Below are 24,677 nucleotides of genomic sequence, written 5' to 3' on the forward strand. Positions count from 1 at the left end.
ATACGAAAATATCCGAACGGCAAGAACAATCATCGATACTGCTTGTTGTGTTGACGCTTCTTGCCGTTTAAAATGTAAACGCAAAGGCCGCAGGGAATACGCAAGGGGCGCTATTATAATTACTGATGATTGGCGCACTTTGCGAAACCCTTGCGTTCATCGCGGTAAAAAATAAACGGCGAAATACGAAGATATCCGAACGGCAAGAACAATCATCGATACTGCTTGTTGTGTTCACGCTTCTTGCAGTTTAAAATGTAAACGCAAAGGCCGCAGGGAATACGCGAGGGGCGCTATTATAATTACTGATGATTGGCGCACTTTGCGAAACCCTTGCGCGCTTTGCGGTAAAAAAACCACCATACTTCCCGCAATACCCTTTCCTGAATTTTTATGGTGATGTAAGAAAAGCCCGTTAATTTAGGCCTCAAATAGTAACACATGATTTTTTCGGTAAGAAGAGCCTTCCTGGTCCTCGTTATTTTTATTTGCTATACCGGCAGCACCCTTGCGCAAAAACTGCAATGGGCGCCGGATGGCCGCAGCTTTTACAGCTTTTCAGAAAAAGGCATCGCCGCCATCGATCCGGTACAGCCCGGTAATAAAAAAGTATTCATGACGGAGCAGGAACTTACCCCCGAAGGCGCATCCCGCGCACTCGCCGTGCAAAGTTTCACCATTGCACCCGATGGTAACCGCATCCTGTTGTTTGCCAATACCCGGCGCGTTTGGCGCGAAAACACCCGGGGCGATTACTGGGTATTTGACCGTACCAGCAAAAAACTGACCCAGCTGGGAAAAGGCCTTCCCGAAGCCTCGCTGATGTTTGCCAAATTTTCGCCCGACGGCAAAAAAGTGGCTTATGTGTCGAAACACAATATCTACATCGAAAATCTCCAGGATCATACACCAACACCGGTTACACAGGATGGTACCGACCGGCTGATTAACGGAACCTTTGACTGGGCTTATGAAGAAGAGTTTGGCTGCCAGGACGGATTCCGCTGGTCGCCGGATGGCTCCCAAATTGCCTACTGGAAGCTGGATGCAAGAAGTATCCGGAATTTCCTGATGATCAACAATACCGATTCGCTTTACCCCTTTACCATCCCGGTAGAATATCCGAAAGTGGGCCAGGATCCCAGTTCCTGTACGATCTGGTTCTATGATGTAGCGAAGGGCACCACAAGGCCTGCGGCCGTTGAAGGCGATCCGGTACAGCATTATATTCCCCGTATGGAATGGACGCCCAAAGGGCAATCCATCATCCTGCAGCAGCTCAACCGCCAGCAGAATGATAGCCGTATTTTCCTGGTGGATGCAGCTACCGCAACGTCGAAACAAATCTACCACGAAACCGATGCCGCGTGGATCGATATTAAAAGCCGCTGGAATGATAATGATCCGGTTGGCTGGGACTGGATCAACGATAAAGGCGAATTCCTATGGCTTTCTGAAAAGAACGGCTGGCGCCAGATCTATAAGCTGGATCTTTCCGGGAAAGAAACCCTTATTACAAAGGGCGATTATGATGTGATCCAGTTTTACCTTTATGACGCTCCTGCACAAACCATTTACTTTGCGGCGTCTCCGGACAACGCCACACAAAACTACCTGTATAAGATCTCCCTCAGCAGCGGAAAGGCAAGCCGGGTAACCCCCGCCAACCTGAGTGGTACCAATAAATACACCATTTCACCCAATGGAAAAATTGCCCTCCTGAACCATAGCAGCGCCACTGAACTGGCCAACGGGGCCGTTGTAAGTCTTCCCGATCACCGGGAACTGGTGCAAGCCAAACGGACTATGACCGTTAACTCCGGCGATCCCAGGGCAGAATTTTTTAAGATCAAAACAGCCGACGGTGTGGAGCTGGATGGGTGGATGGTAAAACCCGTTCCGTTTGATCCTGCCAAAAAATACCCGGTCGTATTCTATGTATACGGGGAACCGGCATCCCAAACCGTGCTGGACAATTTTGGCGCCGGAAGAAACTTTCTTTATAACGGTAATATGGCCCGTGACGGCTATGTATATATTTCACTGGAAAACCGGGGCGCACCTGCTCCCAAAGGAAGTCAGTGGCGTAAGGCCATCTACCGCAATATCGGCCGTATCAATATCCGCGACCAGGCCATGGGAGCCAGAGAAATTTTAAAATGGAACTTTATCGACTCCAGCCGTGTAGCCGTATGGGGTTGGAGCGGCGGTGGTTCTTCTACCTTGAACCTGCTGTTCCAGTACCCGGAGATCTATAAAACCGGTATTGCCATTGCAGCCGTTACCAACCAGCTGCTGTACGATAATATTTACCAGGAGCGGTATATGGGGGTACCCGTTACCAGCAATGAAGATTTTGTAAAGGGCTCCCCCATCACCTATGCAAAAAACCTACGAGGCAATCTCCTTTACATTCATGGCACCGGTGATGACAATGTGCACTACCAGAACGCAGAGCTGTTGATCAACGAGCTCATCCGGCAGGGCAAACAGTTTCAGCTCATGAGCTATCCCAACCGCACCCATTCCATATCGGAAGGAGACGGTACCAGCGAGCATCTTTCGGCGCTTTATACCAATTATTTAAAATTGCATTGTCCGCCCGGGGGCCGGTAAGGGAAAAGTGGGCTGCATCAAGGGGATCTGGGTGACTTGTGGGACATGGCGCCGTATTCAAGCTTATTGGCCCTTGGTGCCTTAATGCCTTTGCGGCAAACACCGCACCACGTCACTGCTTCTTTGCGCCGTTTCGGGATTAAAGATCTTGGTGTTTCTTAGTACCCTGGAACCTTTGTGGTTAATTGCCAGGAAGATAAGGGAATGTCCAATATTCATGTTCCCATTGCGCCCCTTGCGGATCCATTGCGTTCATTGCGGTTAAAGCGAAGACCGGGCAGAAGCTTTAACGTTGGTCTTTGACAACTTGCATACACACTTGTATGCAAGTCCTGACCTTTTTTAACGGTTACTCATTTTATAAGCTAAATTTACCAGGACCAATAAGAGGAATGTTAATGCCACAAAGACATAAAGTCGCGAAGATGCACGAAGGGGTAGTACAGCTTTAAAAATCTTAGTGTTTCTTCGTGCCCTGGAGCCTTAGTGGTTAATTGCCAGAAAGATAAGGGAATGTCCAATATTCATGTTCCCATTGCGCCCCTTGCGGATCCATTGCGTTCATTGCGGTTAAAGCGAAGACCGGGCAGAAGCTTTAACGTTGGTCTTTGACAACGCACATACATACGTGTATACAAGTACAGATCCTTTTTTACGGTTACTCATTTTATAAGCCAAATTTACCAGGACCAATAAGAGGAATGTTAATGCCACAAAGACATAAAGTCGCGAAGATGCACGAAGGGGTAGTACAACTTTAAAAATCTTAGTGTTTCTTCGTGCCCGGGGCCTAGTCGTTAATTGCCACAAAGCATTTCCTGCCAGGAACTGAAGCATAATGGAATTATGTCTGACCGAACCGATGCTGATAGTCATTAAAAGTTGAGGATTTATTCGTCAGCCAGCATGCCCCTCCTGTTGCCGGTTCGGCTTTTGTCGTTTAGTTTCTGTAATTCATTTTTTGTAATCCAAAGTTCATGTCCAATTGTGTCGGTTATGTCGTTGTATCTAATTAGGTCGCCAAGTATTTTTGAATTGTCAAACTTTGCCGCTTTAATTACCGCAAACTTGTAAAAATGGTCTCCGGACCTGCCAGGTTGAACGTTGTCAAAATAAATAGTATCCTCAACAACTCTAAATGTTCCCTTGATTTCTGAAACACCAAAGCAGCCAATTCTTTCTCTGAAAGTAAAGTCGTCTTTAAGTTTAAGAGTTGTCAGGCAGTTTGCTGAACCTTCCCTTTCCGCGACCAGTACGTCATTACCTTCAAGCTTATCAAAGTCAACAAGTCCCAAAGGTTTGAAATATATCAATAGTAAAACGGTTGTCAATAGTCCGATTACCAGGAGCCGCTTTTTCTGTCTGAATTTTTCTTTGATTAAAAGATAGAGTTGCCGCAACAGCGCTATTGTAAGTCCTAAATACACGGCTACTAATAACAGAAACGCGGGAAAGGCAAATAGTCCAAGTTTGCCTTCCCAATAGTAGTTCGTGTTAACTAACAGAAAGAAAACAATTGTCGTTATAATTAATCCTCTATTTTTCAATGTGGTGTAAAATGCGGTTTAAGCTGACCGTTAACTCTTAAATATACGAAATTTTTATTCGCAAATTTTGCGTAAAACAAACTACATTGACGAAGTAAACCAATCGTCAACCGAACAACCCTGTATTATTGTCTTATATGAAAGCAGGTTTCTAGCTGTTGTGGTGCCGATATATTTTATAAGCTACATTTACCAGCACCAATAACGCTTCGTAAAACATTACCAAATTTCCTTTATATACTTCCGTACCTCCCTTATAGGTAATTACCGCATCCAGCATATCCAGCAGTTCCGTTTGAGCATAGGACCCGCGGAAAGTTTTACAGAATTGGTGAATGACCTGCTGCGGGTTTTTCTTTTCCCCGGCAGTCAGCAAAACCGGGGTATTCATTTTAGCGATCATTTTCCGCGCGTCTTTTGACAGCCCTTTTTGATGCTTTCGTTTTCTGCCCGCGTTTTTTTGTTCATTCAAGACATGGAAGGCCTCTATGAGCCGGAACAGCTGTTGAATAAAATCCATCAGGTCTTCCCGCGCTCCACCTTCGTCATACGCGCTATTATCGTTACATAAGGCCTGGCGTTGCCAGCATTGCAGTTCCTGCTTCAGCTCATCCGGGTGATAGGTATCAAAGACTTCCCATAGGATGCGCAACGGCCGTTTACCGGCCTGGCTCAAAAAGTGCCAGGGCTTGTAAAAACGTTTTCTGTTGGTGGTGCCGGTTTCCATAAATTGGGTGTTTTTATTGGAAAGTATTTTGTAGTTCAGGTTGCAACGGAGCATTTATTAATCGTTTTCCGGCATCGGATACTATTTCATGAACGCGCCGGATCTTGCCGGTAAGGATTAATAACTCTTCATCCGTAATTTTATAATCGTCTTTATACCGGGTGTCTATATAGGCTTTTTGCAAAAGATTAAACAGGCGCTTGTCCCGCTCCGTTTGCCGGGAAAATATTTCCGGCAGTTGATGCGCCACCAGGCTGCCATAGCGCAGCAGCCGGTCAATGCTGTGGGTATTGGCATGGTAGCCGGTTCCCGTCATCAGCAGCGCCCGCAACGCCTGTTCCGCCGATTGATGCAGCATAAAAGCAGCCATCTTGTGCTGCTTGCGCACGCGGTACAGTTCCGCCCCTGCCAAAAACTCTTTGGCTTTTAATAACCCCTCCTGCCATTGCTTAGCAGCCTCTTTATTGTTGATAGATGCTTTGATCTCCGGGAAATCCTCCCGGCAAATGCGCCCCGCATCAAACAGCACGGGGGCGTGTTGCCATACGGACAGGGCAAAGGGCAGACCGGCTTGCAGCCACTCCACAAAAGTGGGTGTAGCCAATACAAGTGTAGTAACCGGCAGGATGTTGCTGCAATGGTTTTCTATCTTATCCTGCCACTCGTGCAATTCCTTGTTGGCAAGGTTGGACAGCAAAATGAGGAGTGTACAATCAGACAATTGCTTGCAAGCAGGAGCCGATTGGTTAAATATACTCTCGCATCTGTTGCGGTGCAGTGTAGCGCCCAGCAAGAAGATCATGTCCGGGTCAGCAATTTTTACAATTACATCCGTAAGCTGTTGCTGGTAGAGGGCAATGGCCTCCCCGTTGGTAAAGGGCTTCATCGTAACTCCGTTTTAATTGGCTGACGCCTGGTTTTCCGAAACCATTTTTTAAACCACCAGTTTTGGTGTTGATCCCGCCATTGAGCGTAGCGGCCTACCATTTTACCGTTGCTTTCGCGTGGAAACAGCAGGCCAACGGCATCCATTTCCTTAAAAATTTCCCGGATGTCGGCTTCTGTATAATGCTCCTGCCCGTAACCATGTGCAATAAAATAATTGATGAGGTGTTCTTTTGCAGCATCCCGCCCCTCCCGGTTCCAGCAGCCGCAGGAAAGGTTATCCATAAAATCGATCAGTATCGTTTTAGGTGTAACATCTGCCAGTCGGCAAAGCAGTAAAAATTGATACGGTAGGGTAAATTGAACGTTAGCAAAGCGCTCCCAGGCCCCGGTTTGCCATTTTAGCTCGGGCTTGGGCTTGCGCCGTTTTTGTTTTCGGTTAGGTGTTTTTTGCATGGCGGAAAGCATTTAAAGGTGAAGAATATGCATACAGACCAACCGGCGGCGCATAAAAAAGACGTGGGTTGGTCCTTACCGTGCTGACGGGCTGCGACACCCTGACTACGTATAAGAACGCCCACGCCATAACGTGAGCGATTTACCTTATTTCCCGTAGTCGTTGAAAGGTCGCAGTTTTCAGCACGAGAATAAAGCAAACACGCTTATAGCTTTTTATAATTGTATTTGCAAAATAAGTGTTATCCGTTTATCCTGAAAGAAGAATTAAGTTATCAGTATACATAAATAAAATATTTAAAATGATCAAATATCAATCATAAAGATACAATGTTTGCTCTTAAAGAATAAATAATATTACAATATGAATAAATATCTCTGAAATTCAATAATGTAAGGTTTATTAGATTTGTTGTCACAGTCTAAATATTATAACTTAATGAACAAATCAACGAGCTTAAAGAACAACAAATTACCCATTTTGATAAATAGATTAGCTATTGTTTTAAAAGAAGAAAGAAGATCAAACAGATGGTTAGCTTCAGAAATTGGATTCACAGAAACTACGGTTTCGAAGTGGGTGAATAATGCCAAGCAACCTAACGTTTTTGTGTTTTATCTAATTGCTCTGATTTTGAGAAGAGATTTAAAAGATTTGTTTGTTTCATCGGAAGAAATAAGTGACAAGGAACGTGTAAGCCAAGTCAAAATACTTATGGGAATGGTTGAAAAAGGAAAACGGACGGGAAAGGATAAAAAGTAAAATAAAGATAACGGCCTACTGAAAAAAATATAACCCTAACTAAAACTAAGCTCAATGATTGCCAGTTTATATATTCAAAGCCATGAATATTTGATTGATACACCACAAACGATAAATTTCGGGGGCAAGTATTTATATGGCTATCATCCAGATGGCAAAAAATTAATTGTTTCGCGAAAGCCCAATCCAAAATTTATACCTGGTTTTTTCAAAATATCTCCCAGCAAATGTGAAGTGCAATTGCTCAGTGCCATTGTAGGGAAAAATGGTGTTGGTAAATCATCTATACTGGATTCAATCAGATCTGTTTTTGCAGATAATTCACATGCGATGCCCCTTAAGAAAATTACAATTTTGGTTGAAATCGAAGGTGAGACTAAATATATTACTTCTGAATATTCACAAATATTTTTAAAAGAGAATAGCAATAAAAATCTCTTGCCACTAGAAGAAGCAAATAAAACAGATTTTCAAACTATTTATTATTCACCGCATTTTGATTTAAAATATAATCCAAATTTTGATGATCCGGATAGCTATGATATTTCTTTAGACGCCTATACTAAAAAAGATCTAAGTGAAACTGAAAATAAGGGAGCTAACGAACATGGCGTCATGTATGATTTGCATGAAGAATTAGTGTATAAAAATGCTTTGCGACAAATTGAGTTCTTAAATTCTAATGAATTTGAAAAAAGTAGTTTTAGAGAAATATTTGATATTCCAGAATATAAAACAGGCATACTTTACATCCGGGATTTGGAGATTCCGTCTTTTCACAATACTCCGTATAATTTCAGGAATTTGTTGAGAAAAATATTAGATCGACTCGATAGTGAAGTAAAAGACTGGCTACGTACTTATCGCGACAACCCAGAAAAAAACAATAATAAAAGACAGTTAGATGTCGACAAATTTCAGCTTGAACGGTTTGTTTTGAAAGCTTTTATTTCTGTTGTTATCAATCAAATGGAGAGAGGGAATGATTGGTTGAATGAGGGATATTTTAAGAAAAATCTAGATGAGGAGAATATCAATAAACTATCAGCAAAGGAATTGTTCTTCCATTTTATAGAAAATTCATACCTGCAAGTGGGAATAAATGAAAAAAAAATATCTGAGGCTGAAGTAATTCAAAATTTATATACTAAAATAGTAGCGCTCATTGCTAATGAGAAAGATCATGACAATTTATCTGCAAAGAGTATTAGGCTAAATCTTGAAGATCTAAAAGAAGTGTTGACCTTTCATAGAAAGGCAATCACTAATATAATTCAATATTATCCAGCCTTAGACGGGATCTTGCCTAAAGGAAATTTCATTACAGGCTTTCTGGACTTTCGCCCAACAGATAGAAACATGAGTTCTGGCGAAACTGCTTTTCTTAACTTCTTTTCTAAATTATATGAGTTTATTCAAAATAATCTTATAGGGGAGCGTAAAGCATTTGAGGACAAAAACAATTACATTTTATTATTGGATGAAGCCGATCTTGGCTTCCATCCGGCGTGGAAAAGAAAATATATAACTGCACTCCTTAAAACCCTTCCTTACTTTTTTGAATCATTAAATGTCTTACCTAAACTTCAAATTATTATAACTACACACGATCCAATAACGTTGTCGGATATACCAGTAAACAATGTTGCATTTCTACACAAAAAAGGGAAGCACTTGGCTGTAAATGATGATGAAAATAAAATTCAAAGAACTTTTGGTGCCAACATTACAGATTTATTGGCGGACTCATTTTTCATAGAGGATGGTTTAATTGGACATTTTGCAAAATATAAGATTGAAGAGGTTATTACCTGGATAAAAAAGGAACAAGTAAAACAGCAACGTAATAGTAATTATCAGCCAAGCGAGAATGATCTCAAAAAAATGAAGACTACGATTAACTTGATCGATGAAAGAATTGTGAAAATAAAGCTGGCAGAAATGTTAACTGAGGTTTTCTCCGATAACATCTATTATAATAACGTGATCGATTCAGAAATTGAATATTTACAACGAAGGAAAAAATAATATGCAATACATAGATCTTACTCGTCCCAATATTATAGCTGCAAAAGATGTGCATTTTAGTTTCATGAGCTACATAATAAAGAAGAAACTCTTAGGAACAGGATATAGCGGGCTTCCACCAAAGTCTAATATGAATCAAATAAATAAGGTTTCTGGGGTTAAAGCAAGTATCCATAATTTTTTGATCAAAGATGATAATCTGAGAGATGTGCTAATTGGTTCGCCAGACGTGCTTGAAAAGATTAAGGATAAATTTAGTTCAAGGGGAGAAAAAAAGTCACTTAATCTTTTACTTAACTACGACTCGTGGTGTGTAACAAAATCAGATTCAACGTATAGATTTTACAACGCATATAATTTGGCTGAGAACCTGGACATTCCTACATGCATTTACTGTAACCGAATTTACACAAAAACTGTCACTTCTGAATTGGGGAAGAAAGTGACACGACCAACATTTGACCATTGGTTTCCCCAAAGCGAATATCCTTTATTAGCTTTATCATTTCATAATTTGATTCCGAGTTGTTCTGTTTGTAATAGTGGAGTTAAGGGAAGTGCCACCTTTAGTCTGAATACTCATTTTCACCCATATTATAAGTATCCTGGTGCCACTTTTGATTACAAGTTTAGTTATACACTCAACGCTTTAAGAAAGTATCAGTTTAGAATAAAAACTCCGAATAGTTTTTCAGAAAACTCTGTAAAAGCGTTCGCTCTTGAAGATATCTTTAAAGCACATGAGGACGAAATTTCTGATTTGATTAGAATAAAAGAGACTTATTCTGATAGATATATTCAAATTCTTGAAGATAGTGTTTTAAAAACGGTGCGAGTAAGCAAAAAGGAAGTTTATCGTTTGGCGTTTGGCGTTCACTTCCATGAAAAAGATTTTGACCGGCGCCCGTTAAGTAAAATGAAAAAAGATATTCTAACAGAATTAGGTGTTATATAATAAACATCAACAAAGAATTTGATATGATAGAATCAAATACTCACTTTCTATTACAACTAAGGTAGTCCTGAAAACGAATAGTCATATTCAAACTGCTCACCATCTACTCTATTTCAAAAAATCTACTTTTGAAGCCAGGGAACAAAATGTTACATAAATTGATTCCGGTAGAAGTAGACACTACACCTGCTTTCTATGTGAGAAATGTATCCTAAATGTAAGTACCCCCTTTTTCAGACAGCTATAAGTGTTAACCGATTTATGGGCATATTCAATCTATCGTACTTAATCCGGATCCTTAAAATCCCTTCGCCTCTCTTGCGTGATACGCTCTCTTTCGCCGACGATCTTCTTTTCAAAGAAGTGCTTATGCTCAGTATAGGCGCTTTGTCGTGGAAGACTGTTGATCATTGTTATTATTTGCTCATAAAACTTAATACGGTCAAGTAATTGGGGCACCCAACTGCCAATAGTACTACTAGTCCGGTAAAAATGGATCCGACTGACAAAATTCACATCTTTATTGAGTATCAAAAACCCTTTTAAGTGTTCAATAAAATCATTTCGGTAACTTTCAAAGACAAGTGTTAACAGAATTTGAATCATTCCGTTATTTTGAGCATAAAATTCGATCAGCTTTGATAAGGTTGCCTTTACTTTTTGAGTGGTTGCTTCGGGAAATGATTCTCGAAATGCAAACAGATTTTCGATATCACTAGTCTGAATATACACAGTATCCTTCTTAACAGCTACTTCCGCCATGATCTCCTCTATAACTTCCTGGTAGTTGTCCAGCTCCCAGACAGAATTCAGTGTCAGTCTATCGAAAGCTAAGGTTGCGGTATAATCAAAACCAATTTTACCGGACTTTAATGATCGAATCAAGAACTTCCAATCATACGATAAAAGTAACCCAAGCTCTTTCCCATTGTGATCATAATGTTGAACATAGCGCTTTTGACAGATGTAGATATCTTCGAGTAGCTGCATATGCTTACTAAAATGCACAATATTCTTCCTGCAAAAATCACGACCAAGATCCCAGGACATCTCTCCCCGTCTTGAGTAAACGATCTGGCTGAGATAGGTGATAATATTATGACCTTTTAATTTTCTTTGTCTGGGGTTATTCTTTTGAAGTTGCTCGAAAGAGAGTTGAAACTTTAAATAGGCGCTCATATCAAAACAGACAGACTGAGTAGTATCTGTTTGGAGTACAACAATCACACTCTCTAAGAGTTGAGTAAAAATATCTGGTTCCGCCACTGCGGAAGCCAGTTGCATGATCCAGGCATCCCGGTCTGCCAACTCACTATCCCGGATCAAGGCAAGTAATTTTCTAGCAGAAATCAACCGCTCCTGTAGAGAATACTGAAGCATTTGCTTATCCAACTTAAAGGATAGATCTTTTTTGAAATAGAGTTCTACTGCCTTTTTATAATGGGTCTTATTGATACCGCCTATAATTCCATACATATCTGACATCCCACGGTCAAGACTCCAATTTGATCCATTCTCCTGCAACGCCAATACTTCACTTACTCTCAGTATCCACATCTTTATCTCGAGCCATGTTTTGCTTTTAAGCGTACGTTTCAAATGACTCCATCTATATTTATTCTGCTTTTCAACGCTAATGTCCCTATCATATGGCTTACCATTTAAAAGGGCATGAATCATTAATACTTCAGATTGCTCAAATCGTTTGCTACCTCTAAGACCACTAACGTTTTTTTGTTTCAATCGTTCTTTGAGATCCATAACCCAAACGCAGCGATTAAATTGGAGTTCAGATAATTTTTTTAATATCAGGTTAAAAAAAGGAACCATTGCCCGATAAACTTCAGAATCCATGTCCCCACCGGGATAGACCAACACTTTCATGAGATCAGTAGCCAGAATTTTGTCCACATCAAAATGCTTAACACCAATTTTTAGCAGGCGTTCTCTTAAAGCCAATAACTCAGGTGTATTTGCCATTTTGAAATCCACCCAAGAAAGATGGATGCCTTTAGAGGCGCTATCATCCTTAAATTGCCATTTCAGCAATTTTGTAGCAACTACCAAAGCGACACCCGCTACAATCTGTTGTTGAAGCTCGCTATCGGCCGGGTCTTCCAATACGTCGAGCAACAAATTTTGGCGCCGGTAATCAGCAAATTCCGCTTCGGTAGCTCGGAAACTAAACAGTTCTTTTATCGCATACAAAAAGTAAGGCATTAATGCGGAGTCCTTCGCTACTAATTCGATAGCAAGCTCAATTGAGGCTTTGAGTGATTCATTCGGATGACACCAGAATGGAACCAGTAGCTCCAAATAAGGTTGAGGATTTTGGTGAACATTCTGCTCCATCCTAAAAGATAACTTGTGAACACCCTTAGATTCCTGTGCATTGATCCAGTCCTGAATAAACACCAGGGTTTCGTTTCTCCTGTAAAACCAGAACATTGAGTAAAATTCGTAGATGTCAGCGCTCTCGCTTAATTGCTGTCGAAGGTAGTCCAGGTGCGGCATACTAAGCTTTTGAATAAGCTCATCGCCAAAAGTGTTATTCACATCGATTAGGGCATGCTGTCCCTCACGGGCATATTGACTAAAGAAAGTAGTCATCCATTTACCTAAATCGATTAGCCCGCGACCACCCTCTAGGAAACATCTATAAAATGCGAAAGTCCCCAAAGGTTGATCTTGAGGCTTTGCAAGGTCGTTTTCAAAAAGATTGATCATTTCTGAGGAGTGAAGTTTTTCCAACATACTCCATAAGTCATTCTTTTCAATACCGAACTGTTCCTTTAATGTATTATGAATGTCGTCATCACGTTTTTCCAGTCGTTGGAAAAACCAGACGATAGCAATGGCTTGAATAGCGAGTGGTTCCTTGATCCAATGCAAATCACCAGCAGCTTTATTAAAATACTTCTGATAAAGTAGTACAGGGTTGTCCAAGAACTTTTGGGATCCACCCCTCTCTACTGCTTGAGTCGCCATCATCGCCAGGCGGGCGTTGCCTTTGGCTAACTCAACAACCCTCCGTTTAAAAGTATAAGACCTTTTCAACCAGGGTTGATCATTAGTTATGATCGTTTCTATATCTCCATCCTTCATTTCATTAACCGTCATACGCTGCCACTGTATTTCAGCATCTTCAAGGGTTTCTGTTACTTTTCCACTTGCATAATCCCTCGCTGTTACTATTACTTTGATGGTATTGATCCTTGGACGTTTTATATAGGAAAGAATAGACGACAAATCATCGATAGATCGATTTATATCATCTAGTAAAACGACATAACTACAAGTGCCTGAAAAAATGGAGTTCAAGTCATCATAGATGGGTATAGCGGAGGACTGGATCACAAGTGGGCAAAATCCTTCCTCTCGCATATTTTCCAGCAATTGAACCGCCAGCTTTGACTTGCCTACCCCTGATGGACCATAGATTGCCAGTACATCTGTCCGTGTCAGTAAATTTAGGCAAGTTTTTAATTCGTCCTTTCTAGCGACGAAGGAATTGATCAGTGACGGCTGATAACCTTGAGTCGATTTTGATAAATAATGTGGCAGGTCATAGATATCCGCTTTCAGCACTTGAATACCAAGGTAACATCCGAGCAATGTAGGATGCCGCTCAAGTTTGAGTGGTAGATTATCTATATTCAAGATCTCAAGCTCAATGGTTTTGCTGAAGCTCTTAGCATACAGAACCAGTTTTTTATGTTCAGCCACCGTGATCTTGCTGGTACAGGCGAGAATAATCCTCTTAATATTGCGTGCTTCAATGCCAGTAACTTTTTGATCAAAACAATGACAAATATCTCCTTTAAGTTTGTTAAAGAAAGTAATGCCAGTAGGCAATTTTTCCTTCGTAGTAGATTCAACAAAAATGTACCTATCGCCGTCTATAAAGAATGCATCTGGCCCACCTTTGCGGGTCTTATCCTTACCAACTACTAGCCCTGGAGCGCCCATAAACTTGTAGCCTTCCATATATAAGAGATAGGAGATCAACCTTTCAAACGTCGCTTGGTTAACTGCGGCTAACGCCGATTGGATGTGAATTGTATAGTTCATATTCGTATGCAAATTAATGAATAATGTCTTGATTATGCAGCTAGAAGCTTGCATTTTAAAGAGTTCCAAACTTGTTTACCAATTAATCCAATAGGCTGTTGGATTATTACCTCGGTTTCTATGTCAATTAAATCAACCACAAGCTTTACCGTCATTTCCATTTCTTCCGGCTCACTTTCAGCAATCATCAATTCAAGCGCCACTAGGGTTATCAGCGATCCGGTGGGAGCCAATGACTAGAATTATCTTGAGAGTATAAATTCAACCTTTCCAAACTACCGAGAAAAACTCAGGAATAATCGGTTTCTATAACTGGTCCCAGGTATTGCCGACCGACAAAAAGCAAATACTTTCCCCAGTTCTAGTATACCGCATACTGCCCCCTACCGATACAGCAACGATATACGAAGGATACAGCCAGGATATAGCCAGGATACAGAAACGATATACAAAGGATATACAAACGATACAGAAAGGATACAGAAAATAGGCGTTTTGCGGTCACAAGGGATCAGAAGGGGTCAGAAGAGATCAGGAAGGATCATAAGGGATCATAAGGGGTCAAAAGGGATCAAAAGGGATCAATAGGGATCAAAAAAATAAAACAGCCCTTTAATACCCCAATTTTATGTAAGCAAACATTCTTTTATTCATTTTTAAAAATTAAAACTATGGGAAGAGTCACCAATTCCATTTTAAGCGGCACCTCCGGCCGCACCGGGCGTATTATTATCGCCAACGTTCATGGTGTGGAAATAAGCCGCATCCGGCCTTTGAAGCGCAACACGATTACCGAACCGCAAATCGCTCACCGGGACCTGTTTCGCTTTGCAGTAGCCTTTTTAGGCCTGTACAAGTCCTTTGCACGCCTGTTCTTTGGCAAGCGCAAAGGGCTGGTAACACCCTATAACCAGGCACAGGCCAATGTAATGGAAAGCATCAGGCTTGGCAGCGGCGATGTAGTCATCAACTACAACAAAGTGCTTATTTCGAAGGGTACCCTGCTGGACATGATTCCCGGCAGTATCAGTGCAGGGGCGGCACAGGCCATTACGGTTACCTGGACCAATAATGCACCGCCGGCCAGCACTAATGAAAGCGACCTGTGCACCGTTTTTGTTTACGTGCCATCGCGCAGGGACGGACAGCTTTTTAGCGGGGTAGCAGCGCGCCTGGCAGGCACTGCTACGGTAAACCTGCTGCCCCTTTACGCAGGCGAGGAAGTGCATGTATGGGCGACCTTTACCGACGAGGGAGCCACTGAGGCCTGTAATTCCAAATACATGGGCTCCGTAACACTTACCTGATTCTTTTTTGAAAAAAAACCGTTGCCGGGGGTATTGTATATACCTCCGGCATTTTGCTGTATATCCATGCCCGGGTTAAAAACAATGATCACTTTACAAATTAAATAGGGCGCATTTCAATTTTTCGCTTTGACAAACTTTTTTTTAATCGTCATTTCGAGTTTTTAATTTACGTTGTAAAATCAATGAGCCTATGACATCATATTCTTTCGTCACCCTGACCGGAGTGGAAGGGTCTCTTATGCACGGACAGTCTGACATCAAAGAGATGCCTCGGCTCCACTTTGCTGCACCCGGCATGACGAAAGTATAATCGGTGTTCAATGTATAATTTAATCTGTCATTGGCAAGCGAGGCGGGAAATCTCACTCTTAAAGAAGAAGATTTCTCTCCCGCCGGGCGGGATCGAAATGACGATTGCGAAAATTTGAAATATATCCAACTAAACATATAACATTTTATTATAATTAAAAGTATGTATATTCATAGTAATGTTTCCTTTTGCTGATCGATGAATACCGTATCATTTATAAACAGAACGGAAACGCGGTGCGCCTGCTGGTTATTTGATCAACATGCTTTCACCATTTGCAGTGCCATCCTTATGGCCGGTGAAACAGTTTATTGAAGGAGCAGTACAACACGCACCCTGTAACTACCATGCCGGAACTGAAATGAGCAAACCGGCTTTCGCGGAAAGCCCTTTTATAACCCTTTCAAACATCCAACATGGCAACCAAGGTAAATCTGTCCGTACATCAATTAGAGCTGCTGCAAAAAAAGTATGAGGCGTCTGATGCCTTTGAGCTCGTTAACAATAAAGCAATGATGCGTATGTCGCATATTTCTAAAAGCACGCTCTACCGGCTACGCACAGAAATGAATATACCCTATGTTAGAGTAGGCCGGCAAATCTTTTATATACGGGGAATGGTGATACGGCAGTTGTTGCTGCAACATGACGCGCTACCCTCAAAGCGGTCGTAGTTACGGGAGGAACGAACCACGAAGACAGGAAGGCACCAAGAAACACAAAGAACAAAATCACCTTAGTGTTGCTTCGCGGATCTGCTGTCAGCGTCCCTTACAGGAGACGCCGACAGGAAGCAGGAAGAATAAAATCAACCTTACTGCTGCTTCGCGCCTTTGTGCCTTTGTGGCAAACACTCCGCCGCGTCTCTACCTCTTTGCGCCGTTGCGAGAAAACAAACCACAAGGACAGGAAGGCACTAAGAAACACAAAGAACAAAATCACCTTAGTGCTGCTTCGCGAATCTGCTGTCAGCGTCCCTTACAGCAGACGTCGACAGGAAGCAAAAAAATAAAATTGACCTTAGTGCTGCTTCGCGCCTTAGTGCCTTTGTGGCAAATACTCCGCCGCGTCTCTGCCTCTTTGCGCCGTTGCGAGAAAACGAACCACAAGGACAGGAAGCCACCAAGAAACACAAAGAACAAAATCACCTTAGCGTTGCTTCGCGAATCCTCTGTCAGCGCCCCTTACAGCAGACGCCGACAGGAAGCAAAAAAATAAAATCAACCTTAGTGCTGCTTCGCGCCTTAGTGCCTTTGTGGCAAACACTCCGCCGCGTCTCTGCTTCTTTGCGCCGTTGCGAGAAAAACGAACCACGAAGACGGGAAGGCAACAAGAAACACAAAGAACAAAATCACCTTAGTGTTGCTTCGCGGATCTGCTGTCAGCGTCCCTTCCAGGAGACGCCGACAGGAAGCAGGCTACGCATAGAAATGAATATACCCTATGTTAGAGTAGGCCGGCAAATCTTTTATATACGGGGACTGGTGATACGGCAGTTGTTGCTGCAACATGATGCGCTACCCACAAAGCGGTTGTAGTTCCGGGAGGAACGAACCACGAAGACAGGAAGGCACCAAGAAACACAAAGAATAAAATCAACCTTAGTGTTGCTTCGCGCCTTTGTGCCTTTGTGGCAAATACTCCGCCGCGTCTCTGCCTCTTTGCGCCGTTGCGAGAAAACGAACCACAAGGACAGGAAGACACCAAGAAACACAAAGAACAAAATCACCTTAGCGTTGCTTCGCGGATCTTCTGTCAGCGTCCCTTACAGGAGACGCCGACAGGAAGCACAATCACCTTAGTGCTGCTTCGCGTCTTTGTGCCTTTGTGGCCAATGACACACAACATTGCTCCGTATGAAAACTATTGACGAATGTCATTAATTTCTAAAATACAGCTGAATAGTTTTGCATCCTAAAATAAAACAAGATGAAAAAAATATTCAGTTATGCCGGTTATGGTTTTGTTTGTATTTCTGCATTAAGCCTTGCATGGGTCGCGGCAATGGCGTGGTACAATCCGCAGGCGGTTATGGACCTGGTGCATGTAACGCTGAACAATACCGATGCATTAAGTTCCATCAGGGGCGTATATGGCGGTGTGGGTTTTTCGGTGATCGCCGTATTGATCTACACCATGCGCAGGAACCTGCCTCTTGCATTGCTTTTCCTGAGCCTGTTCTGGCTGCTGTATGCATTGTCAAGGCTTGTTACAATCTGGGCCGACGGATCCCTGGGCAGCTTTGGCAGCAACTGGCTCACCATCGAAACTACATTTGGTATGATAGCGCTGGTGCTTTACCTGGGCAACAGGAAGCGGTCTCAAAAGACCGTTACAACATAGTGTCATCAGAACTGCCTCGGATCCGCATCAACGAACAGCCACACTCCATTCCCGGGCTGAAATCCATCCGGCATGCCCCAGCGCATACTGTCGTCCTGAGGATGTCATCCCGGACTTGTTCCGGGATCTATTCCTGTTTCAGGACCTGAAAAGACAGACATAACATCAATTCCGGGCGCAGCAATTTTTGAGACGTCCTGTTTTCTACCGCGTTTTGTTAAAATCCTTATAAATGATGCCTGTGCTAAAGATGCCGGACCTGCAGGCCCGGCATCTTTGTTAACTTCATGCTTCCAATTATGCTGAACCCCTAAATGCGCTTATGTATGAAATACCCGATTCTATTTAGCCTGGTATTATTTGTACTGTCCTGTAACATACCGGATCCCGCTCCTGCGGATCTGAATAACCGCCCTTCTGCTAAAGACACCCTGCACTTTTTTTCAAAAAATGTGAATGATTCTTTCACTGTTTACATAAATCTTCCGGCCGGCTACCGCTCAGACAGCAGCAAACATTTTCCGGTGGTGTATCTGCTCGATGCGAATCTCTATTTTGATATCATGGCCACCGTACTTAACAACTATACGGCAGTAGGACTTACACCGCCGGTGATACTGGCGGGCATCGGTTACAAAAACTTTCAGACGATGGACTCGCTCCGCAACAGGGATTATACATTTCCCACGGCAATTCCTGAATACGAAATGCCCGTGAGCGGCGGGGCACCGCAATTTATGGCTTTTATCAACAACGAACTGGCTCCGGCACTCGACCGGCAATTCCGGACAGACACATTACAACAAACACTGATGGGCCACTCACTGGGCGGCTATTTTACCTGTTATGCGTTGCAGCAGCGGCTGGCCGGCAAACAGCAGCGCTTCAGGAATTATATTGCAGCAAGTCCCTCTTTACATTACAACAACTACTTCCTGCTGAATGAGTTTAAAAAAGAGGTTCCGGTACACCACGACAGTCTTAATGTTTACATAACTTTTGGCGGCCTGGAAAAACAGGATAGCCTTTGCCGCCAACTTTCCTTATTACTTCCATCAGGCATCACAAAAAAGATCGACACCTATTCTGCCCTGGATCATATGGATACACAACTGCCGTCTTTTATTAAAGGGCTTCAATGGCAGGCAGCACCCGGGCAGCCGTAAAAAAAAATGTCCGCCCCTGAACGGCGGACATTTAAAATGAACAGTTCGTAGTTTAATAATCATCGTTGAGCGCAAACACTGGCTTGCGGTACATCCAGTCGCCCCCGGTAAAATCCGGAAATTCTACGGTTTGATGCCCCAGTGCGATCGATTGCTCGCTCAGCGGAGTGATGGCACTCCAGGTAGCGGCATCATACACATCCATCTGCGTAGGCTCCTTCCGTTTTGCAGACTCAATAAACGAATGGATCACAAAGAAGTCCATGCCACCATGACCGGCACCTTCCGCATCCTTGCCATATTTTTTCCACAATGGGTGATCGTATTTATCCAGCCACTCCTGGGCTTTATCCCAGGTATGTGGTTTTGATACCCCTTCCACATAAATGCCGCTGTTTACATCCATCCACAGGCCCTTGGTACCCTGAACCCGGAAGCCCAGTGAATAAGGACGCGGCAGGTTGGTATCATGCTGCAGGATCACGGTTTCGCCGTTTACACAACTGATTTGCGTGGTTACGATATCACCCAGTTTAAAATTCACTTTTGCATTCTTATGGGTAGGCCCGCCTACATCTACAATGTACTCATGCAGGCCGCGGGATTTTGTAGAAAATGCGTTGAGCGATACAAAACGGTTTCCGCGGTTGATATTGATATACTGGGCTACAGGCCCGATACCATGGGTGGGATAAAGATCCCCGTTACGCCACACGGAATGATCGGTACGCCACCGGGCTTCGGAATAGCCGTCGGTATGGCCAAATTCTGCCCCCCTTCCATAAGGCGTTTTACCATCATTGAATTTTACCCCGCGCAGATCATGCTGATAGCCTCCCTGCAAATGCACCAGCTCTCCAAATACGTTCTGGCGTACCATGTTCAGCACCGCCAGCACATCCCGGCGGTAGCAAACATTTTCCAGCATCATTACATGCCCGTTATACCGTTCGGCTGCACGTACCACATCCCAATGGTCCTGTAACGAAATACCGAGGATCACTTCCGTGCCAACATATTTGATACCCGATTCCAGGGCGCCAATGATCATGGGTTTATGCAATTCCCAGGGCGTTGCGATCACCACCGCTTCAATCCCCTTTTTTGCATACATATTTTTCCAGTCTTCCGGTCCGTTCGAATAGTATACCGGTGCTTTTTTGCCTGCTTTTGAAAACTTTTCTTTGGCAGCTTCTATGCAACGCGGGTCGATATCACAAACACCCACCACTTCCACATCATCGCGCTTTAATAAAAGATCCAGGTGCCAGATACCGCGTGCACCAACGCCCACGATCGCTACTTTTAATTTGGAAGCCGCCGTGGGTTTAAACACGGTTTCTGATGGCAGAATGGCAACCGAAGCCATTGCCAGCCCGGCGCTTTTTACAAAGTCTTTACGTTTCATCCGTATGTTATTTTTATGCCCGCCCCGCTGCCGCGGAGTCGAACGGGTTTTATATAATGCCTCGTCTTTATCGGCCGGGATACGGCCTGTTGCAATCATCGGGATCCGGCAACCAGGCACCTAAGATAGCCTGAATCACACAGATCAAAAAGGATCCGTACCTGTTTTTAAAGAGCAACCGTTTGCGCAGGATTCCGCTCCTGTTTTAACGGACAGGGCGTATCCAGTAGCTATAGGCATAGGTGCCCGGGGTGATCCAGTATTGCCTTAACGGCATGGCGCCCCAGCTGTCGATGCCCTGCAGCCCCAGCTGTTTCAGATCCATATGCATAAAGATCCTGCCGGCCGTTTCCAACTCACCGGAGTGAAATTGTTTCTTCTCCGGTGCGGGATCGAGCTGCTCCAGGCTATACGGCAATGCCGAAGCGGAAAGCACGCTGTCGGCCAGCTCAAACCGTACACCAAGCCCTTTGCCATTCAGCATACTGATCCAGCGAACATCGGTTTTGTTACCGCTTTCCTGCGGGCGGGCGTAGGAGAAGTACTGCTGGTCGATGGTTTGACTGTAGGTACCGATATTGCTGGCGGTATGACGATCCCAATAATTTTCCCAGGGACCGCGGCCATACCACCGGATCTTCGAAAATTCTTTTTCCAGCTCCAGGTCATTTCCAACCCGCATAACCGTTTTGTAATCGCCGGCCTTCAGTGTGTAATTATTTTTCACCAGGATGTTCCCGTCGCCATATACCGTAAACACCTGTTCCGTTGTTGCCGTTCCGCCTAAAATAGTTGCGGTAAAGGCAACCCGGTATTCACTCTTACTTACCTGCTCCGTTGTTGCCTGAACACCGGTTGCCGATTCGTAAGCATTGCGCCAGTTACGGAGCGACCGGTTTAAACCGGCACCAATATCGTTATCCGTAGGTGCCCGGTAAAATGCGGGGCGGGGACCTTTTGCAATTACGCGGGTGCCTTTTAAAGCATACTGCTCCAGGGTTCCCTTTGCCAGGTCAAACTCAACAGTAAAGCCGCTGCCCTTTAGCACCAGGTAATTCCCATCTTTTGTTGCCGTAACAGCCGCAGATGTTCCCTGGTAGTTGTAGGGCACCGGCGTTCCGTTATAAGCAAACTGTTCTGCAGCAACCTCATAATTTTTCTCCAGGAAGGGTTCTTCCTTCTTCAACCGGTAAAACACGTTGAGCAAATATTCTTTTCCTGCTTTGGGTTTTAATTTCACCGGCAATACCAGCTGTGCTTTTGATTGTGGTGCCACATTCAGCCCGGCAAGCGTACCCTTTGCCGCTACAGCGCCGTCTTCGGTAATTTCCCAGTCGAGCTGCACGTTAGAAAGATCTTTGAAGAAAAATCCATTGGTCACTTCAATTTCATTATTTCCCTTGTACGCGGTTTTAATATTCTGATGAACTTTCTTGATCTCAACGGCCATCGGTGTAAGGTTGCGGTAGGCTGTTACTACACCTTTTACACAAAAATCATTGTCGCTGAAGTTTTCATTTACCGGGCCACTCAGCGGAAAATCGCCGCCATAGGCAAGGATGCGTTTGCCGTTCTTTACGGTATCGATACCCTGATCGATCCATTCCCAGATATAACCGCCCTGGGTACCGGGGGTAGATTCGATCGTATCCCAGTACTCTTTAAAGTTGCCAAGACTGTTGCCCATGATATGTGCATACTCACTCATAATATAGGGCCGTCCATCCTTGGAATTTTTCTGCCAGGCCACCCCGTTGGGCGACGGATACTGCGGGCAGATGACATCCGTATTGTAATCATATTCTGCACGCTCGTATTGCACCGGGCGACTGTCTTTCTTTTTCAGCCAGTCGTACCCTTCATACATATTAATTCCGTTACCGGCTTCATTTCCGAGCGACCAGGTAATGATGGATGGATGATTTTTATCGCGCTCATACATGCGCTGGATCCGCGCCAGGTGCGGCATGCGCCATTGTTTATCATTAGCAAACGTATACTCCAGATCATAGTACCGGCCATGTGATTCGATGTTTGCTTCATCAATTACGTACAACCCGTATTCATCGCAAAGCTCCAGCCAGTAAGGGTCCGGCGGATAGTGTGAATGCCGTACCGCATTTACGTTCAGCTTTTTCATCATCTCCATATCCTTCCGCATATCGGCCCTTGTTAATGTATGACCCGTGCGGGCGTTGTGCTCATGCCGGTTTACGCCTTTGAAGAATACCCGCTTGCCGTTTACCAGGAAATCGCGTCCCTTGATTTCGATGGTACGGAAGCCCACCCGAGCGGGCACCACTTCCAGTATTTCGCCCTGTTTATTTTTGAGCGTCACCAACAAGGTGTACAGATTCGGTGTTTCAGCCGTCCAGGATTTTACGCCGGGTATGGTTGTTTTAAACGACACATCCGTTTTATAACGCCCCAGCACCGTAAATGCAGGCAGGGTTTCGCGGAATACCGGTTTCCCGTTGTCATCTACGAGCTCCAGCTCCACGGTGGCGGTATCTTTTTTTGAATGCAGGGTTTTCTTATCGGTTTTATAGCTGTTCACTTCTCCCTGAAACGTAAAAACGCCGTCTTTATAGTTGTTCTCCAATGTAGACCCGATCTTGAAATCCCGGAGGTCCAGCAGCGGTGTTGCGTAGAGATACACTTCCCGCTCAATGCCCGAAATCCGCCACATATCCTGGCACTCCAGGTAACTGCCGTCGCTCCAGCGGTATACTTCCAGCGCCACCAGGTTTTCGCCCGGTTTTACATATTTGGTGATGTCAAATTCGGCGGAGAGCTTGCTGTCTTCGCTATACCCTACTTTCTGTCCGTTTACCCAGATAAAAAAAGCCGACTTCACGGCGCCGAGGTGAATGAATACCTGGCGGCCATCCCAGTCCTGGGGAATGATCACTTTCTTGCGATACGAGCCTACGGGGTTATTATCTTCCGGGATATCAAACGGCGGGTTTAACCGGCTGCCGGTCTTTGCCCTGCCCGTAAATTCATAGGGATGATTTACATAAATCGGCAGCCCGTAGCCATTTACCTCCCAGTTGGCCGGCACCGGAAAGTTGTTCCATTTGCTATCGTCAAAATCTGTTTTGTAAAAATCCTTCGGACGTTTATTGGGGTCCTGCACCCAGTTGAAACGCCAGTTCCCGTTTAAGGAGATGAAGTACTTTGACCGTTCTTTTTCCCTTTTTTCAGCCAGGTCTTTTGTTTCAAAGGCAAAGGCGTTTGCCCGCATGGGCATCCGGTTTACCGAAACCACTTCCGGCGTTTGCAATTCAGAGGGAAGGGTTTGCCCGCATACAAAACCCGCAAGCAACAAGCTTCCCGTTAATGATAGTATCTGCTTCTTCATATTTATAAACAAGTATTGGTATCTCCGAAGGCGCTAATTTAGAGAAAGCAGGCAACATCCGGGTCTATTTGAGGCAATTTATACATGAACGGCAGGAGCCAGATTCATCATTTCGGAGCAGGCATAAATGACCAGAACCCTTTACCATCGGGCATTACAGACCGGGGGAGTCAAAAACCGGGGCATCGCGCAATCGATTGTGCAAGCAGTGGTAAAGGTTAACCGCAAGGGGCAAGGTGCAGCAAAGATTAAACGCAAGGGAGGCAAGGTTTTTCGCAAAGTGCGCGAAGGAATTGTAATATCAGTGCCTCCTGTTCTGTTGCGGTCCTCGCGGATGCTTTGCGCACATTGCGGTAAAAAACAAACCGCAAGGGGGCGCAAGGTTTTTCGCAAAGCACGCCAGGGATTTAATAACAACGCTTCCAATAGCAATCGTTGCGCCCCTCGCGGATTCCTTGCGACCATTGCGGTAAAAAAACAAACCGCGAGGGGCGCAAGGTTTTTCGCAAGGTACGCCAGGGATTTAATAACAGGTCTTCCAATGACAATCATTGCGATCCTTGCGGATGCTTTGCGCACATTGCGGTAAAAAAACAAACCGCAAGGGGCACAAGGTCTTTCGCAAGGTACGCAAGGGATTTAATAAGAACTCTTCTACTGACAATCGTTGCGGTCCTCGCGGATTCCTTGCGGCCATTGCGGTAAAAAACAAACCGCGAGGAATGCCG

16 protein-coding genes are annotated in these 24,677 nt (G+C 44.1%); 8 read left to right on the forward strand and 8 right to left on the reverse strand.

Going from position 1 to position 24,677, the window contains the following annotated elements; all coding sequences use genetic code 11:
- The first annotated feature begins 441 nt into the window (after positions 1-441).
- Complete coding sequence (locus tag LQ567_RS11005) at positions 442-2,616, forward strand: S9 family peptidase (protein WP_231004554.1); 2,175 nt, start codon at positions 442-444, stop codon at positions 2,614-2,616.
- Positions 2,617-3,506: 890 nt separating this feature from the next.
- Here LQ567_RS11005 and LQ567_RS11010 read toward each other — a convergent pair.
- The 4 genes from LQ567_RS11010 to LQ567_RS11025 form a co-directional block, all read right to left on the reverse strand.
- Positions 3,507-4,163 carry a hypothetical protein gene (locus tag LQ567_RS11010; RefSeq protein ID WP_231004555.1) on the reverse strand — a complete coding sequence of 219 codons (657 nt, stop codon included), beginning with the start codon at positions 4,161-4,163 and terminating at the stop codon, positions 3,507-3,509.
- A 151-nt stretch (positions 4,164-4,314) separates the two neighbouring features.
- A complete protein-coding gene (locus tag LQ567_RS11015; RefSeq protein WP_231004556.1) occupies positions 4,315-4,944 on the reverse strand; it encodes a hypothetical protein in 630 nt (209 codons plus the stop codon).
- Positions 4,904-5,776 (reverse strand): HEPN domain-containing protein, encoded by an 873-nt coding sequence (locus LQ567_RS11020; RefSeq protein ID WP_231004557.1) that lies wholly within the window; start codon positions 5,774-5,776, stop codon positions 4,904-4,906. The genes LQ567_RS11015 and LQ567_RS11020 overlap by 41 nt, the downstream gene beginning before the upstream one ends.
- On the reverse strand, positions 5,773-6,231 hold the full coding sequence (locus tag LQ567_RS11025; protein WP_231004558.1) for a hypothetical protein: 459 nt from the start codon (positions 6,229-6,231) through the stop codon (positions 5,773-5,775). Before LQ567_RS11025 ends, LQ567_RS11020 begins: the two co-directional genes overlap by 4 nt.
- Positions 6,232-6,670: 439 nt before the next feature.
- On the opposite strand from LQ567_RS11025, the gene LQ567_RS11030 reads away from it, so the two are divergent.
- From LQ567_RS11030 to LQ567_RS11040, 3 genes are read left to right on the forward strand one after another with little or no spacing between them, the layout of a single operon-like run.
- Positions 6,671-6,994 (forward strand): hypothetical protein, encoded by a 324-nt coding sequence (locus LQ567_RS11030; RefSeq protein WP_231004559.1) that lies wholly within the window; start codon positions 6,671-6,673, stop codon positions 6,992-6,994.
- Between the two features lie 54 nt (positions 6,995-7,048).
- Positions 7,049-9,022, forward strand: a complete 1,974-nt coding sequence (locus tag LQ567_RS11035) for an AAA family ATPase (RefSeq protein WP_231004560.1) — start codon at positions 7,049-7,051, stop codon at positions 9,020-9,022.
- 1 nt (position 9,023) lies between these two features.
- Positions 9,024-9,977, forward strand: a complete 954-nt coding sequence (locus tag LQ567_RS11040; RefSeq protein WP_231004561.1) for a hypothetical protein — start codon at positions 9,024-9,026, stop codon at positions 9,975-9,977.
- A gap of 285 nt (positions 9,978-10,262) precedes the next feature.
- On the opposite strand, the gene LQ567_RS11045 is transcribed toward LQ567_RS11040, so the two are convergent.
- Together LQ567_RS11045 and LQ567_RS11050 are read right to left on the reverse strand one after the other, a co-directional pair.
- Positions 10,263-14,048, reverse strand: coding sequence for an ATP-binding protein (locus LQ567_RS11045; RefSeq protein WP_231004562.1), 3,786 nt, complete (start codon positions 14,046-14,048; stop codon positions 10,263-10,265).
- A 32-nt stretch (positions 14,049-14,080) separates the two neighbouring features.
- On the reverse strand, positions 14,081-14,281 hold the full coding sequence (locus LQ567_RS11050; RefSeq protein WP_231004563.1) for a hypothetical protein: 201 nt from the start codon (positions 14,279-14,281) through the stop codon (positions 14,081-14,083).
- A gap of 438 nt (positions 14,282-14,719) precedes the next feature.
- Here LQ567_RS11050 and LQ567_RS11055 point away from each other — a divergent pair, with 438 nt between their 5' ends.
- The 4 genes from LQ567_RS11055 to LQ567_RS11070 all read left to right on the forward strand — a co-directional run bounded on the left by LQ567_RS11055 (position 14,720) and on the right by LQ567_RS11070 (position 19,177).
- A complete protein-coding gene (locus LQ567_RS11055) occupies positions 14,720-15,355 on the forward strand; it encodes a DUF6266 family protein (protein WP_231004564.1) in 636 nt (211 codons plus the stop codon).
- A 729-nt stretch (positions 15,356-16,084) separates the two neighbouring features.
- Positions 16,085-16,342 carry a helix-turn-helix domain-containing protein gene (locus LQ567_RS11060; protein ID WP_231004565.1) on the forward strand — a complete coding sequence of 86 codons (258 nt, stop codon included), beginning with the start codon at positions 16,085-16,087 and terminating at the stop codon, positions 16,340-16,342.
- Positions 16,343-17,597: 1,255 nt separating this feature from the next.
- On the forward strand, positions 17,598-18,011 hold the full coding sequence (locus LQ567_RS11065; RefSeq protein WP_231004566.1) for a DUF4345 domain-containing protein: 414 nt from the start codon (positions 17,598-17,600) through the stop codon (positions 18,009-18,011).
- 326 nt (positions 18,012-18,337) lie between these two features.
- On the forward strand, positions 18,338-19,177 hold the full coding sequence (locus LQ567_RS11070) for an alpha/beta hydrolase (RefSeq protein ID WP_231004567.1): 840 nt from the start codon (positions 18,338-18,340) through the stop codon (positions 19,175-19,177).
- A gap of 52 nt (positions 19,178-19,229) precedes the next feature.
- Here LQ567_RS11070 and LQ567_RS11075 read toward each other — a convergent pair whose 3' ends face one another.
- The gene (locus tag LQ567_RS11075) at positions 19,230-20,585 is read right to left on the reverse strand and encodes a Gfo/Idh/MocA family protein (RefSeq protein ID WP_231004568.1); all 1,356 of its coding nucleotides are present in this window, start codon (positions 20,583-20,585) and stop codon (positions 19,230-19,232) included.
- Positions 20,586-20,790: 205 nt separating this feature from the next.
- A complete protein-coding gene (locus LQ567_RS11080) occupies positions 20,791-23,949 on the reverse strand; it encodes a glycoside hydrolase family 2 TIM barrel-domain containing protein (protein ID WP_231004569.1) in 3,159 nt (1,052 codons plus the stop codon).
- Positions 23,950-24,677 lie beyond the last annotated feature (728 nt).

Origin of the sequence: Niabella pedocola, from assembly GCF_021044425.1 — a bacterium.
GTDB lineage: Bacteria > Bacteroidota > Bacteroidia > Chitinophagales > Chitinophagaceae > Niabella > Niabella pedocola.

Excerpts from the sequence above, each read along its gene's own strand:
- LQ567_RS11005 (WP_231004554.1), top strand. The coding sequence starts at position 442 with ATGATTTTTTCGGTAAGAAGAGCCTTCCTGGTCCTCGTTATTTTTATT.
- LQ567_RS11015 (WP_231004556.1), bottom strand. The coding sequence starts at position 4,944 with ATGCTCCGTTGCAACCTGAACTACAAAATACTTTCCAATAAAAACACC.
- LQ567_RS11020 (WP_231004557.1), bottom strand. The coding sequence starts at position 5,776 with ATGAAGCCCTTTACCAACGGGGAGGCCATTGCCCTCTACCAGCAACAG.
- LQ567_RS11025 (WP_231004558.1), bottom strand. The coding sequence starts at position 6,231 with ATGCAAAAAACACCTAACCGAAAACAAAAACGGCGCAAGCCCAAGCCC.
- LQ567_RS11030 (WP_231004559.1), top strand. The coding sequence starts at position 6,671 with ATGAACAAATCAACGAGCTTAAAGAACAACAAATTACCCATTTTGATA.
- LQ567_RS11035 (WP_231004560.1), top strand. The coding sequence starts at position 7,049 with ATGATTGCCAGTTTATATATTCAAAGCCATGAATATTTGATTGATACA.
- LQ567_RS11040 (WP_231004561.1), top strand. The coding sequence starts at position 9,024 with ATGCAATACATAGATCTTACTCGTCCCAATATTATAGCTGCAAAAGAT.
- LQ567_RS11045 (WP_231004562.1), bottom strand. The coding sequence starts at position 14,048 with ATGAACTATACAATTCACATCCAATCGGCGTTAGCCGCAGTTAACCAA.
- LQ567_RS11055 (WP_231004564.1), top strand. The coding sequence starts at position 14,720 with ATGGGAAGAGTCACCAATTCCATTTTAAGCGGCACCTCCGGCCGCACC.
- LQ567_RS11060 (WP_231004565.1), top strand. The coding sequence starts at position 16,085 with ATGGCAACCAAGGTAAATCTGTCCGTACATCAATTAGAGCTGCTGCAA.
- LQ567_RS11065 (WP_231004566.1), top strand. The coding sequence starts at position 17,598 with ATGAAAAAAATATTCAGTTATGCCGGTTATGGTTTTGTTTGTATTTCT.
- LQ567_RS11070 (WP_231004567.1), top strand. The coding sequence starts at position 18,338 with ATGAAATACCCGATTCTATTTAGCCTGGTATTATTTGTACTGTCCTGT.
- LQ567_RS11075 (WP_231004568.1), bottom strand. The coding sequence starts at position 20,585 with ATGAAACGTAAAGACTTTGTAAAAAGCGCCGGGCTGGCAATGGCTTCG.
- LQ567_RS11080 (WP_231004569.1), bottom strand. The coding sequence starts at position 23,949 with ATGAAGAAGCAGATACTATCATTAACGGGAAGCTTGTTGCTTGCGGGT.